Here is a 14145-nt window from a genome sequence, read left to right as displayed (position 1 = left end):
CCCGCGGAGCGGGTACCACATCGCTGCGCGATGTGCAAGCGAACCACCGTGCTGCGCACGGTGGTTGCGCTCACGCTCCGCGTGAGCGCTGGCGGGAGGCTGCGCCTCCCGCTCAATCTCGGCGCTGCGCGCCGAGATTGACGGTCCGTTCGCTGCGCTCCCGGACTGGCGGGACTGCGTCCCGCTACCAGGCTTCCGCTTCGCTCCAGCCTGGCCGGCGGGTCCGCTGCGCTCCCCCGCCTGACGGTCCTTCCGGCTGCGCCTCCAGGACCTTTCAGCCCGCTGACGCGGGCCAGCTGGCTACAGGCGAGGGTGGGTCTTGCCTGGTGTTCTGCGTATCTGGTGACAGTCCGTCACCAGATACGCAGACAAGGGTCAGCGTCTGCGGGCCCAACCGGTCCCGACCCCGGCCATATGCAGAGCCAGACACATCAGCCCCAGCAACATGACGTTCGTCGAAGAGAACACATCGTTGGTGCTGATGTCCGCCGCGTTGATCAAAAACGCAACGAAGAACAACACCGCCGCGACTATGCCAACCATGAAACGAACTCCTCTCAAGGGGGTGAAGCCCGTATGCCCCGGCTTCGCCCCCGCAGACATGAGCGGAGGCGGTCCAGGTCGCGCTTCGCGCGGCCCGAGGCTGGCAGCAAGAAGGGGAAGGCGGACACGGTACGCGTACCTGCTGGTCCGGTCACCCTTGGTCTCGCGGCCCGGTCCGTCCCTCGAAATCGCGTCGCACTCCCGCACCTTGGTCTTCGACCAGACCTGCCTCGTCAGGAAGGTCCAGCACGGTGCCGCAGTGCTTGCACAGCCTCCCGTCTTCGGCCGGCGTGCCACACGCTTTGCAGAACCGGTTGCCCATCTCGTCCTCAGTCTTCTGTGTCATGGCGCTCCAAGGCAGGCGGATAATGAGAGAAAGGGAGTACCCATCGGCTCAGTGCTGATTCGCCAGGGCTGATGTTGGTTCACGAAGAAGCCTGCTTCGTTTTAAGAGTGCGATAGACTCTGGAATCAGGTGGCTCCAGGTCTGTGGGCATCAGGAGGCGCTCCCAGCGTGATCTTCCGTTCTGGGTCAGGAAGGTGAGCCTGGTTTCTAGACGAAGAGGACGCAGTTCATCTTGCGTTGTCTGGGTGCGCGTTGTCGCTCATCGCCATGTGCAGCCCTTCGTTCAGCTTGCAGGAGAAGGCAGACTGAAATGGCGATGAAAAATCTCCGTCCCCACCAGCGGGAAGCCGTGGACGCGGTTCTCCGGGCACTCGAATTGCCTGCACGATTGACTGTGCCTCCGCGGGGGCTCCGCACTCAGGTGATCATGGCGACCGGGACTGGCAAGACTCTCGTGGCGGCCCGGAGCGCCGAGGAGCTCCGGGCGGGCCGAGTGCTGGTGCTCGTGCCCTCCCTCGACCTGCTTGCCCAGACCGAAGCCGCGTGGCGCGAGGGAAGCCGCACCGGGCCGATGATCGGGGTCTCCTCCCTGCGGGGTGAGGAGGTGTCCTTCCCCAACACCACGGACGTGGACGAGCTGGTCGACTGGGTGCGGCCGTTCGAGCGCGTCACGGTGTTCGCCACGTACGCCTCCCTCGGACTGGGCACCCTGGAACGGGCCCACGCCGCCGGCCTTCCCGGCTGGGACCTCATCGTGATCGACGAGGCGCACCGGACCTCCGGTCGGATCGGGAAGCCGTGGGCAGTCGTTCACGACAACACCCGCATCCCCGCCCTGCGGCGCCTGTACATGACCGCCACGCCCCGGCTGTGGCAGCTGGACGAGGACTCCGAGCAGGGCGCGCCGGGCGAGCTGGTGGCGAGCATGGAGGACGATCCGGACGGGCCGTTCGGCAGCAGGGCGTTCACTTTGACGCTCTCGGATGCCATCGACAGGGGAATTTGTGCCCCCTATCAGGTGGTGTGTGTGGACATCACCGATACCCAGCTCCAGGCCGCCCAGCTGCTGGGCGAAGACGCGCGCTCCGAGCAGGTGCGCGGGGCTCGGCTCGCGGCGCTGCAGACCGCGCTGGTGAAGGCGTCAGCCGAGGAAGGCTTTCGGCGTACGCTCGTGTTCCACCATGTCGTCAAGGAGGCCGAGGCCTTCGCGGCCGGCCTTCCCGACGTCGCCGCACAGCTGCACGCCGCCGACCCCGAGCTGTACCCCAAGACGATCTGGGCCAACTGGCTGTGCGGCGATCACAAGCCGGGGCACCGGCGGCGGGTTCTGACAGAGTTCGCCGACGGGCTCGCCACGGACGGCACCGTCGTGGAGAAGGGCTACCTGGGATCCGTGAAAGTCCTGGGCGAAGGCGTCGACACCCGCAACTGTGACTCCGTGTACTTCGCCGACGTACGCGGCTCCATGCCCGACCTCGTCCAGGCCGTCGGCCGGGCGCTACGGATGCAGCCGGGTGAGGGGAAGGTCGCCTCGCTCGTGGTGCCGGTCCTGCTCGGGCCGGGTGAGACGGCGGACAACATGCTCACCTCACGGGCGTTCGGCGGCCTGGCGAAGCTGCTGGAGGCGCTCAGAGCGCACGACGCCCGTGTGGTGGAGGCTCTCGCGCAGCAGCAGGCGCCAAGCCGCGTCAGGGGCGTACAGAGCCGCAGCGGGCCCCAGGAAGGTGACGAAGCAGCTGGCAGCGACCGAAGCGACCGTGGTCTGTCAGTACCGGCCAGAGAGCTGCTGAAATTCAGCACCCCCCGCGACCCCGCCCAGCTGGCCGCCTTCATCAACCTGCGCGTCCTCAATCCCGAACACCAGCACTGGCGACGCGGCATCGAAGCCGCCGCCCTCTACCACCGACTCCACGGCAACCTGAAAGTCCCCTTCACCTACCGGGTGCCCGACCGCAGCGATCAGGAAGCGGAAGCCGAGGGATGGCCGGCCTCCCTCGCCTCTTTCCCGCTGGGGCAATGGATCGCCGACGCCAGGCGCTTCTACGCCCGCGGGGACATGGACGAAGACCGCATCGCACAGCTGGAGAAGTTGGGCATGGTGTGGTCGCACTTCGATGTCGCCTGGGAAGAAGGCTTGGCCGCCGCCCGAGGGTGGGCGGCCGAGACGGGCCACCTCCTGGCCCCACTGGACGCCACCTACCAGGGCTACCGGGTGGGCATCTGGCTGAAGAACGTGCGGGCCGCCGCCCGGAAGGCTGCCGAGATCGAGCAGCGGCGTGCCGAAGGGCTCCCGGTCGGGTCGTCGGCCGGCGCGCTGTCGGACGAGCGGCGCGAGCAGCTCGAGGACGTCGACCCTTCCTGGTGCCCGGCCTGGCCGGTGGAGTGGCAGCGCGCCTTCCATCTAGTCCGGCTGCGCCTGGAGGCCGGCGGCACGCTGCCGATGGAGCCGGGTGAGGTCGTGCACCAGGGCGAGGACCTCGGGCGGTGGGTGCGCTCGGTCCGGTACGGGTGGGACAAGCTCACAGGCGTCCAGCAGTGGATGTGCGAACACATCCTCGGCATCCCACCCGCCACCGAGAACGAGAAACCCAGACCGCGGACCAGCCAGGCCGACAAATGGGCCTTCAACTACGCGGCCGCCCGTCAGTTCTACGAGCGTGAGGGGCACCTTCGGGTGCCGAGGAAGCACATCGAACGGATCATCATCGGCGGTGAGGACGGGGACGCGGGCGGCCGCGAGGACGGCGAGGACCAGGAGCAGCGAGAGCTCAAGCTGGGGGCATGGATCAGCAACCAACGCTCACGAGCCGCGACACTGTCGCCTGAGCGCGTGGAACAACTCTCCGCCATCGGCATGCGCTGGACGTAGCCATGGTGGCGGACACCACATGGTCTCCCTCCCAGCGGGTGAGAAGCAGTAGCGTCGCCAAGAGAGTCTTTAGAGCCCTCGCGACCGCGGCGTCGGCCAGCGCCGACGTGTGCGGGAAACGGCCCAACAGCGCCAGAGCGTCGAACACCGCCCGCTCATGCCTGCCACCGAGGGGCGCACCGGCGCCGGCACTCCCGTCATCCCCTTTCCAACTCGCTGGCACTTCGCCAAGCGCCATCCCGCGCCCTGAGCCGCCATCGCCTGCCCGGCGTAAGCCACCGCCCGGACCTACGACGTCCGCACCAGCCGCGTCCCTGCCTGGCAGCACCACGCCCGCCACCGCGGCGCTCTTCCCCACCGGCAACCCGGCGGCCGACGGCCGACGGCAAAGCGGGACGCGGCCGCCGGCACGCAGCAGTACCCGGCACGGCGCCCTCCCCTTACTGCGGCCAAGGGTGGACGTGTGCGCTGGCCGCACCGATCGCCGCTCTCGCCGCCTGTTCGACCAGCGAGATCCCGCGTTGCATCGACGCGTTGCCGCTGCTGAGGACCGAGACCAGGTACCGGTGTCCGTGCACCGTGATCTGACCAACGCTGTTGATGACCCACAGATCGGTTGTGCTCCGTTGGAGCCAGCCGTTCTTGAGGGCCCATCGGGAGCCTCGGGGGCCGGCCGCGGACACTCCCCAGTCCTGGTCCCGCGCAATCTGGCCTATCAGGCCCCGGATGTAGGCACGGGACGCCTGGCTCAGCCCTTCGGGCGAGCGGTCGGAGGCCACCGGCCCTCGGGAGAAGACCGCGCGCAACAGCTTGACCTGATCCGTCGCTGTGGTCTGGGTGAGCCCCCACCTCATGCCGGGACCGCCCTGTGTCGAGGAAAGCCCCAGCCGTTCGTTCGCCGCGTCGAGGCCTTCCGCCCCACCGATCGCCCGCCACAGCACGTTCGTCGCCTCATTGTCGCTCGTTCGGATCATCGCCTCGGCATTCCAGCGCTCCGCGGCTGTCAGCTCGCGGTCCTCGTCCTGCGCCTGGAGCAGCTGGGCCGCGAGGATGCCCACCTTGATGATGCTCGCCGTGTCGAACCTTGCGTCCTGCCCGTACCACGCGATCTCCTGGTCGGCGTTGTCCAGATCGAGCACCGCCACCGCCAGCCGCGTGTCGCCGCCCGGCAGGATTGGCCTGAGCGCCCTCGCGAGACGCGCTCCGCGGTTCACGTGCGGCGGTGCCATCAGCCCGTGTGCCGGCGCCTCCGCGCGTGCCGTGCGCGCCTGCCCCTCGTAGGGTGTGCCGGCGGCGGAACAGGCAGCGAGCGACGCCAAGGCTGCTGTGGCGGCGCAGGCCCTCAGCGTGTGCGCTCGGAGGTCGCGCGACCTGTGCGTCCGGGTCTGTCCGTCAGGCATGGCGGTGCAGGCCTCCGTGTTCCTTTAAAGAGAGACGGTGAGCAAACCAAGAGCAGGGCCACGCTCCTCATCCTTCAAGCCCCGCCCAACCCCGGCCAGCCCAGCCAGCCGCACCTTCCCCCATCCGAGGAACACACCCCCACGCGGACGGGCGTCGATCGCTACCCACGCGGCGGCACACAGCCCGCCCGGCTCAGCGAGCGAGAGCACCCCGGCCTGACGCGCCGTTACTGACACCACTCCACGCGGTCGGCCGGGCCTTGGCGGGGGGCTGCGGGCGGCTGGGGCGGGCGCAGCCTGGCCGTCTCCCTCACGTGCAGTAGGAGGGCACGGTTGCCTGGCGCGGCGAACAATTCCTGGTCCTCGCCGGAAACGAGCCGGGTGAAGCAGGCCGCGGCCCGCAGGAAGACACCCGCCCAGGGCGGCACGGGGTAGGCGGCGCAGCCGTCGGTGTAGCGGGCGCGGTCGTGCAGGGCGAGCGTGGTCGCAGCGTCGTCGTAGTCGCGAGGGTGTGCGGTGGCAGGTTGCTGGGGGGGGAGGCGCCGGTGATCAGTGCGGCGGCAACGGTCGCGGCCAGGCGAGGGTGCGCGGTCACCCCTTGAAGCCGGTGGACGACGTGCTGGGCAGCGTGCGGGGTGAGAGGCGTGGGTGGCGGGCGGTGCCGCCAGACGATCGGCGGCGGCGTGCACGGGGCGGTGCAGGGGCGGGGGCTGTCATAGGACACAAGGCGGTCCAGTGCAGGCGGAGTGAGCCACCGGTTGGCCGGGCGGGCGGGCTCGTCGGCAGGCTGGGGTATGGGGGCGGTCGCGCCGTAGTAGTGGTGGCGGGTGGTTTGGAAGTCGGTGGTGATGGTGTGGGCGGCCGTCTGCAGGGCCTGGTGCAGGGCGGCGGGCAGGTGGGGGCGGTGGCAGACCAGGGTCAGGTGGATACCGGTGAGCGTGCGCAGTTGCAGGAGGCGCATCGCGCGGCGGGCGGTGAGGCGGTGGGCGCGCAGGACGGTCAGCCGGGTGACGGGAAGGGCAGTGATCCAGGCCGTGGCGGCTTCCCATGCGGGCTGACGGCCGCTGGGGAAGCGGCCTGGAAGCAGGGGCGGCTTTTCCAGGGCGGCCAGAAGGTCGTGGGCGAGGCCGGTTTCACTGGTGGTGCCCGGGCCGGGGTGCAGGGTGATCCGGCCGGACGGCGGATGGTGGGCGGCCAGAGCGGTGTGCGTGTGGATCGCGTCGTCTTGGCGGTCGATGACCACAGTGACGGACGGTGGCGCGGCGAGCGGCATGGCGGCGTGGTGGTCAGGCAAGGCGGCTGAAGGCCCAGCGCAGCAGCTCCTGGTCGACGCGGGGGCGGCCGGTGCGGGCCAGGGCGGTGCGGGTGTGGGCGGTCAGCTGGGCCCAAGCGCGGAAGTTGCCGTGTGCGGCGTGGCTGTCGGCGAAGGTGATGTCGTCGGGGTCGGCGTCGGTCCAGATGGGGTGGAACAGGGGGATGGCCTCGAGGGCCTCGCTGGGGGTCAGGCGGGTGAAGTGCTGTTAGATGAAGATGCGGGAGGAGAGCATCGGTTCGCGGCGCAGCACGGTGTGGCAGCCCTCTCCGCCGACGAAGATGATCGCGAGCTGGGTGGCTGGTTCGTCCCACAGGTAGTGGAAGTATTCGAACGCCTCCCCGTTGAGCCACTGGGCGTCGTCGACGAGGAAGGTGCGGGGGCGTTCGGCCAGGGCGGTCTTCAGCAGGCGGTCGAACTCGCTGGGGTGGCGCGGTGGTTCACCGGCCAGGTCGAGGGCGGTGAACCATTCGTGGCGCACCGCGTGGGCGGTGGGCCGGGCCTGGAAGGTGATCTCGGCGGACGTCCTCGCCGGGTTCGAGTGCGCGCAGGCAGATGTTGACGGCGAGGGTCTTGCCGAAGCCGGCGCCGCCGTGGATGCACATCATGGCCCGCGCGGCGACCGTGTCGGTGATGTTCTCCCGGGCGGTGAGCAGGGCACGGGTGGTGACCACGGACGCATCGGGCAGGTCGACGTACTGGTAGGTGGCCGCGGTCACGAGGCATCTCCGTCTTCAGCGGGGTCTGCGGCCTGTCCGGGCGGGCCGTCGGGAACGGGTTCGGGCTGGAGCGGAACGGGGCGGTCCGGCGTGGTCCGGGTGGCGGGAGAGGGCGGGGTACGCCAGTCGGCCGGGGGCGCGGCGGGCGGGATGAGGTCCGGCAGCGCCAGATCCGACAGGTCGGTGTCGGCCGGCCTGAGCGAGTTCGGCATCCGCCTGGGTGCCTCGGGCTGGTTCACGGCGGCGTAGCGCTCGCGCTGGGAAGCTTCCAAGTGCTTCTTCAAACGGCGGGTACGGGCGGCCCGCGCCCGCCGTACCGCGCTGGCCTGTTCCTCGGTGGCCTGATCGGCCAGGTCCGCAGGAGCCAGGTAGCGGCCGGTGACCGTGTGGTAGACCTCGATCCGGTGGTCGTGGTGGGGCATGAAGCGGACGCGGACCTGGATCCCGGCCTGGCCGGTCATCCACGCACCCACATAGTCGTTTCTGCGGAAGCGGATGCCGCGGGTGGTCAGCGTGCGGGTACCGGCGTCCTCCAGGGTGAACGTCCACAGATCCGCGGCCGGCACGTCCCGCAGCGGAGTGGGATCGTCCTGCCACGCCTGAAGCGGGGTCCTGCCCCTCAGCGGTTCGGGGCGGTGCTCGGTGTTCCACCACCGTGTCCAGGCCAGCAGCCGGGCGGTGAAGTCCTCGAACCCGAGCAGCACCTCGTCCTTCGGCCGGGAAGAGCGTTTGCCGGGGCGCGGCTGGCGGACATAGCCGGGCAACGCGGCCAGGAACATGCTCTCCACCGCCCGGTTCAAGCCCTCCACGGTGCCCTTGAGATGGGGGGTGTAGGCGGGCAGGTCCTTCACCGTCACGCCCATCGTGCCGAACGCGGCGGTGACGGCGGTGGACAGGAAGTCCTTGCCCCGGTCCACCCGCACCTGCTCCGGTGTCCCTCCCGCGGGGCCGTAGGGCTCCTCGCGCAGCACAGCGGCGCGCAGCGCGGCCAGCACGGAGGCGCGGAAAGGGACGCCAGGGGTGACCGCGGTGCCGGTGATGACTTTGGTGGCGGTGTCGATGAACCAGGTCACCTACGGGCGCACCAGGTCGCCGTCGGCATCGACCAGCAGCGGTGCCTGGACATGATCGGCCTCCCAGACGTGATTGCGCCAGGAGGCCGCCCGTTTACCGAAGACGTCGTGCGCGCGTGCCGCATCCGGTCCCGCGGCAAGACCGGCCCGCTCCCCCGCGGTGAGATCGCGCCGCACCGCGCGCAGGAACGTCGGCAGCGACGGCACCGGGTCCAGCAACGGCACCGCGGCCGGCGGGGCGCCCGCGGGAGAAGCCGCCGATTCAGGCGGCGTCGTTGGCTGACCGTCGCGGCCGCCGGTCTCGGCCCGGGCCACCAACTGGCGGTGGACCGCGCAAGCGTTGCCGTGCCAGTACGCCAGCAGTACCCGGATCTCCCTGGTGATCTCGAACCGGTCACCGCTGCGGTCCCCGGGGCGGAGCGCGGCCCGAGGCGAGAGGGAGGCCTCAGCCAGCCACCGCCACACCGTCCGCTCCGACACGCCCAGGCACTCCCCGGCCAGGCGCACATGCTCCCGCGACAGCCGCCGCTCGGCGCGCAGCGCCAGCAGACGGCGCACCGCCGGCGCCCGCAACGCCGTCAACGACTCCTCCCCCAAAACACCGGCCGGATCCTCCGGCGGCGCCGTCGGCTGCCCGTCCACGCCATGCCCCTTCCGTTCCCATCCGCTTCCGTGGAGCCCGTCTTCGTTCACCCCGCCGGAACAGGTGAAGGCCCCCGCACACAAGCCCTTCGAGCAGCCCGGGGCGTCACGGATAGGGCCCAAGACGCGCGCAGGCCTGCTCGATCAGCTCCCGGTCCACACGCCTTGCGGGGTCGCGCTCGCGGGCCGCGTAGACATGCGACGTGATCTTGGCCCAGGTACGGAAATTGCCGCGGGCCATCTGCTCGTCCACCCGCGCAACGTCGTCCCGCTCCGCCTGCGCCCACACCGGATGGAACAGACTCAGCGTCTGCGGCACTTGAGACGGTTCAAGCCGGCCGACCTGGTGCCAGCTCAGCACTCGCGAGCGCAGCGCCGAAGCGCGGGCAAGAGCCCGCTCGCTTCCCGCCCCGCACAGCACAGCACCAGTGCCGCCGCACAGCCCGGCGCGTCCCACAACTGCCGCAGATAGTCGAGCAACGGCGGCGTCAGACGCTGGGCGTCATCGATAAACAGCACACCCGGCTCGGCCCGGTGCCCCCATCAGAGCCTGGCTGGCCGGCCCGGCCCGGTGCGGCAACGCCCCCGACGGCAGCCCGAACGCTTCACACAGCGAGGCCCGCAGCTGCGGCAGACCGGGCGCCACCCCGGCCACCGCCCGGACCACCGGCACCCGGCCGGGCAGAAGATGCAACGCCTGCTCGACAGCGACCGTCTTCCCCAGGCCTGTGTCCCCACACACAGCACATCCCGCGGGCCGCGACCGTATGCCCCACCGCCTCCACCACAGCGGCCACCTGCCGTGTGGACACCAGCCGGGCCCGCGGCCCGTACAACCGCACACCGCCGCCCCGCACCCCCGCATCCGCGGCGTCCTGCGGCACCGGTGCGTCGGCGGGCGGCCCGTCGGCAACAAGCGGACCACCCACCCCGTCCACGAGCCCCGAATCCGCCAGTGCCCGGTCATACCGGCTCGGCTGCAGCCCGGCCCGTGCCCCTGACGGACGGGCCACTTCAAGAACCCGGCCCACGGCCGAGATCCCGCTTGATCACGCGGTGCAGTGTCGGCAGCGAGGGCACACACTGCGCACCCCACCCCTCCAACACCCCCCTCCTCCTGGGCCCGGAGCATCCTGCGCCGCAACTCCGCGACGCTCCCTCCCGCCTCCGCGAGGACCTCCCACAACGCGTCACTCAGCGAAAACCGTCCTGCCGCGGCCGCGCCTCGACACGGCCCCGGCGCCCACCGGCCAGCCACCGCCACACCGTCCGCTCCGACACCCCCGCCAGCTCCGCCGTGATCCGCACATGCAACCCCGACAGCGTCCCCTGCCCATCCACCGCAAGAAGCCGCCGCACCACCACACCCCACGCCAACGACGCACCCCCCGGTCGGCACAACACCAGCCGACCCCACCCCACCCTCGGCCCCACCCACCGAAACCCCCCGAAGCCGTCATACGGCCCAGCCCACCCAACCCCGCCAACCCCTCACACAGGAACAGCGAAACCCATGACAGCCAGCCACCAACCTGCTAGTGCTGTGACCGCACAGGTTCGCCGGGTTGCCTAACCGGGCAATGGGGCAGGAGTGTCGTCCTGCCTCGTGTCAAGATGTCGCCATGCAGGTGTCGGATGCTCTCGTAGATCTTCAGGTTTCGGTCAGCCGGGAGCGGCTTGCGCTGGCCAACTTCGTCAGGTCCAGCGGTCCCGTCGGGAATTGGAACGCTGTCGTCCAAGAGGAAGCTGCCAGGCTTCAGAGGTCCCTCGAGGAGTCGGAGCGCACGTTGCAGCAGGTGGTGCGAGCTGCTGCGCGCACGGAAGACCAGGTCCGAGAGTTGCGGCACGCTCTGATGCGACGGGCGGCAATCACCCTCGCGAAGGAGAATCCGGACTCGGCTGTTTGATCAGGCGGCGAGAACTGGTCTACCGCCCCAGCGGATGCCCTTCTCGCTGCGGATTCGGGCGCGCTCGCGGCGTTCGGCTGCCAGGACGTCGCGGTGGCGGGCGTTGGCGTTGCGCCAGCGCAGGTAGGCGTGCAGGGCGCGGGTCTGCACGGTGTGGTTGGGGTAGTGCGAGTTGGCGATGGCGAACTGTCTCAGCGGCCCGAAGTGCGCCTCGATCGGATTCGCCCACGAGGCGTAGGTCGGGGTGAAGCACAGCTCGACCTTGTGTTTCCTCGCCCAGCGCCGGATGTCGGCGCCCTTGTGGGCGGACAGGTTGTCCAGGAGGACGTAGATCGGTGCACCGTCAGGCCTGGCGGCGCGGATCGATTTCAGCGCGGCCAGTGTGTTCGCGGCACCCTTCTTGCGGTGGTTGACGCCCCACAGACGGTCGTCGCCAGCCGAGTAGCAGCCGTGGAAGTAGCGCACCCCGTGAGTACGGTGGTAGGTGGCAGTGACCAGCGGGTGAAAGGCTGGCCGAGCTTGGTGGGGCGGGTGGTGGCCGTCTGGACGACTAAGTCCTCGTCATCAGAGTTGAGCAGGCGGGGACGGCCTCCCGCCCACCGAGGGTCCAGACAGGCCAGGCCGATCTCGTTGAACCGGTGGATCACATCGCGCACGGTGTCTTCGTCGGCTTGGACCAGCTGGGCGATCACCGGCACGCGGTTCCCACCTGCCGAGGCCAGCAGCATCATCGCCCGCCGATAGCGCACGGAACTAGTGCTGCCCCGACGCACGGTCTGCGGCAGCTTCTGCCCTTCCTGGACAGTCAGTCTGCGCACACGGACAGGCTCGGCCACCGCACCTCCAGAGGTCGGTTCGGACGTCACCTCACATCCAACCCCCACGACCACCAACCCGGCGAACCTATGCGGTCAGAGCACTAGTTGTATTGCCCCGAGAGGTTGGGTACGCGGCTGGCTGGGGTATGGCCGCTGATTCCTGTCTGGGGCCTCGCCCAGGAGGCCGTCGCGGTGATGTTGGCGCTGCGCGCCCGCCCGGACTCCGTCGTGGCGCGGCGATCGGCGTGCGTCGCGGGACGTACGCCGATCGCCGCGCCGCCTATTCGGTGAATGCGGTGAAGGACAGCGCCTTGTCGAATCGACCGGCGGCGAGGTCGTCGTGGCGGATCAGGAAACGTGCGAGGTAGACCTCTTCCGGACCGAACTGGGCAAGCGGCACCCACTCGCGCATCACCCGAAGAGCCTCTTCCTCAAGGCGCAGATGCCACTCGTCCGGCGGGACGACGAGTTCGCCGGCCTTTTCGCGTGCCTCAAGGATGTCCTCCGCCATCCTGGTCTCCGGCGTGGTGTACATGTTGTCGGTGGCAAGCTCGCCGATGCCCGCGGAGTACCCGCCGAGATAGATATCGGCGCCGTTGCGCTCTGGCCAGAGCTCTCTGGCCAGAGCGCAAAGTTCCTTTCTGTGTGCCAGGTTGCGAGCCAGGTGCTCCTGGTTGTCGGACCGCGAAGCCTCATCGTCGTCCTCGAACCAGCTGGGCAGTTCCGCGTTGACCGTGGCGAAGAGGTCGTACTCCCGGCCGACGAAGTCGAGCGTCATGTTGCAGAACACGTCCTCATCGTGGTCGGGCTCCTCCGCTGTTGCGGTGTCGGTGCCGGCCGGTACGTACACAACCCGCGCGAACTTCTGCTCGTCGGCGACGGAATAGGTCTCGTGGGCCCACTCGTGGTGCAAGAAGAGGAGCAGCGAGCCGTCCGCCGGCAGGGCGAGGCCGTCGACTCTGGGAAGCGCCGCACAGTCGAAGGAGGCGACGAACGGCAGCGGCCCGTGCTCGGAGGACGGCCACTCCATGCCCACCGGCAGCCGGGGTAACCCGCCGCTACGCCCGACCGGAACGCCGTTGGGGCGCTCGCTTGTCCAGATCGCGAAACGCAGGAACTCGGCGAACTTGCTGACCTCATCCTCCGGGATACCCCGTTCGATCGCCTCGCGATGGAATTGGCGGTGATAGTCCATGGCGAGGCATGTTATCTACCCGCAGAGGGCACGCACCGCCGGCCAACCGAACTCGCGCCGCACACCTGGGTCGCCGGGTAACCCGAGTCCGGCTGCTGCGCCGCGAGGGCGACAGCCGCCCACTCCGACCTGCAGTGGACGAACCTCGCCGTTGCAACCCCCCTTCGCCCATGCCCTGGTTGGAGTTGAGGATGAGGGAGGGAGGGCGGGATGGGCGGCCCGGCCGCGGTCGGGGATCGGGGCGCGCTCAGCCGGTTGCGCACCGCCGGGGCCGCCGCGCCGCGCCGCCGTCAGTGCGACGCGTCAGGTGGGGGACGTCGGCGGGGGAGGGCGGCGCAGGTGTGCGGGGGCGAGCAGGCCGGCGAGCGTGCCGCTGACCGTCACCACCCGGCGAGGCATGTGTGAGGGTTTCTTATCCCAGCGGTGACGTTGCCGATGGGATACCGGGGCACAAGAATTCGGCACGGTCCATGCGGGTGTCCGGCAGGAGGAGCCAGTGGCCGGTCATGAGGTCTATGCCGCCAGCGCATTGTCGGTGGTGGCCGCGATACTGCTCGCGCGATGGTGCCTGACGGGCCGAAGGAGCAGGCCGCGCACTGCTGGCGTATCCCGCCGTGCCTCGCGCTGGACGGCGCTATGGAAGGTCCGGCGCACGGGATCCACCACTGTCCGAGCCGAGCCACGCCTGCCGACGGGCGAGCCATGCGCTCAGCGGGCGGTGCAGGAGGCCGAAGACCTCGTGCACGGCTACTGGCGCCAGCTCCGTCCCCTCTACCTGTCCAAGCGGGATCACCATCAGCGCTGAGCCGGTCGGGCAGCATATGGCCGGTACGGGTGACCGGTCAGTTGCTGAGGGCTTGGCGGAGGGTTTCGCGGCAGTCGATGACGGCGTCGACGCCGACGATCTGCAGGAGGCGCATCACAGCCTCGGTCGGTGAGGCCAGGCGTATCCAGCCGCCGGCCTCGGTGAGGCTGCGGTGGGCGGCGATGAAGAGGTTGATGCCGGTGGAGTCCATGAAGGTGACCCGGCTCAGATCGACCACAATGCGGGGGCGGGGAGTTCCGGAGGCGTCCAGGGTCTGGCGGAGCGTCTGGCCGGTGTCGCGGTCGATCTCTCCTACCAGGGTCAGCACGATCCTGCCGTCGGTGGCGGCGGAGACGACCGACAGCCGGGCGGGCTGCGAGGCCTGTCCGGCGTCCGCCATCTCTCCCTCGACCATGTCGGTGATATTGGCACACCAAGATCTTCACCTGCCGTGCTGCCCGGCACAGAGCGGGTAATGCCCTCCCATCGAGGGCGTAAAGCGTGTACCAACCATGC

9 protein-coding genes and 2 pseudogenes are annotated in these 14145 nt (G+C 69.8%); 2 read left to right on the top strand and 9 right to left on the bottom strand.

What is annotated here, in order from left to right; genetic code table 11:
* Nucleotides 1-375: 375 nt before the first annotated feature.
* On the bottom strand, nt 376-543 hold the full coding sequence (locus tag CP976_RS43190) for a hypothetical protein (protein WP_086605152.1): 168 nt from the start codon (nt 541-543) through the stop codon (nt 376-378).
* A 656-nt stretch (nt 544-1199) separates the two neighbouring features.
* On the opposite strand from CP976_RS43190, the gene CP976_RS42680 reads away from it, so the two are divergent.
* Nucleotides 1200-3758, top strand: coding sequence for a DEAD/DEAH box helicase (locus CP976_RS42680; protein WP_229876433.1), 2559 nt, complete (start codon nt 1200-1202; stop codon nt 3756-3758).
* Nucleotides 3759-4198: 440 nt separating this feature from the next.
* Here the strand turns inward: CP976_RS42680 and CP976_RS42675 are convergent, their stop codons facing one another.
* Complete coding sequence (locus tag CP976_RS42675) at nt 4199-5077, bottom strand: serine hydrolase (RefSeq protein ID WP_229876436.1); 879 nt, start codon at nt 5075-5077, stop codon at nt 4199-4201.
* A gap of 934 nt (nt 5078-6011) precedes the next feature.
* On the opposite strand from CP976_RS42675, the gene CP976_RS43375 reads away from it, so the two are divergent.
* Nucleotides 6012-6461, top strand: coding sequence for a hypothetical protein (locus CP976_RS43375; RefSeq protein WP_190147042.1), 450 nt, complete (start codon nt 6012-6014; stop codon nt 6459-6461).
* A gap of 217 nt (nt 6462-6678) precedes the next feature.
* On the opposite strand, the gene CP976_RS44265 is transcribed toward CP976_RS43375, so the two are convergent.
* The 7 genes and pseudogenes from CP976_RS44265 to CP976_RS42635 form a co-directional block, all read right to left on the bottom strand.
* A complete protein-coding gene (locus tag CP976_RS44265) occupies nt 6679-6951 on the bottom strand; it encodes an ATP-binding protein (RefSeq protein ID WP_229876439.1) in 273 nt (90 codons plus the stop codon).
* Nucleotides 6911-7189 carry a hypothetical protein gene (locus CP976_RS42660; RefSeq protein ID WP_150485141.1) on the bottom strand — a complete coding sequence of 93 codons (279 nt, stop codon included), beginning with the start codon at nt 7187-7189 and terminating at the stop codon, nt 6911-6913. Before CP976_RS42660 ends, CP976_RS44265 begins: the two co-directional genes overlap by 41 nt.
* A pseudogene (locus CP976_RS42655) lies at nt 7186-8820 on the bottom strand (Mu transposase C-terminal domain-containing protein). Before CP976_RS42655 ends, CP976_RS42660 begins: the two are co-directional and overlap by 4 nt.
* Nucleotides 8821-9010: 190 nt before the next feature.
* On the bottom strand, nt 9011-9223 hold the full coding sequence (locus CP976_RS42650) for a hypothetical protein (protein WP_150485140.1): 213 nt from the start codon (nt 9221-9223) through the stop codon (nt 9011-9013).
* A 1588-nt stretch (nt 9224-10811) separates the two neighbouring features.
* Nucleotides 10812-11647 (bottom strand): annotated as a pseudogene (locus CP976_RS42645) (helix-turn-helix domain-containing protein).
* Between the two features lie 262 nt (nt 11648-11909).
* Nucleotides 11910-12824 (bottom strand): DUF1963 domain-containing protein, encoded by a 915-nt coding sequence (locus tag CP976_RS42640; protein ID WP_150485139.1) that lies wholly within the window; start codon nt 12822-12824, stop codon nt 11910-11912.
* 842 nt (nt 12825-13666) lie between these two features.
* Nucleotides 13667-14044: an STAS domain-containing protein gene (locus CP976_RS42635; protein WP_229876446.1), complete on the bottom strand. Its 378-nt coding sequence runs from the start codon at nt 14042-14044 to the stop codon at nt 13667-13669.
* Nucleotides 14045-14145: the final 101 nt, after the last annotated feature.

Source organism: Streptomyces coeruleorubidus (genome assembly GCF_008705135.1).
In the GTDB taxonomy this organism is placed as follows: domain Bacteria; phylum Actinomycetota; class Actinomycetes; order Streptomycetales; family Streptomycetaceae; genus Streptomyces; species Streptomyces coeruleofuscus.
Note: the sequence above shows the minus strand (reverse complement) of the source record. Positions and strands in the feature narration are given on the sequence as shown.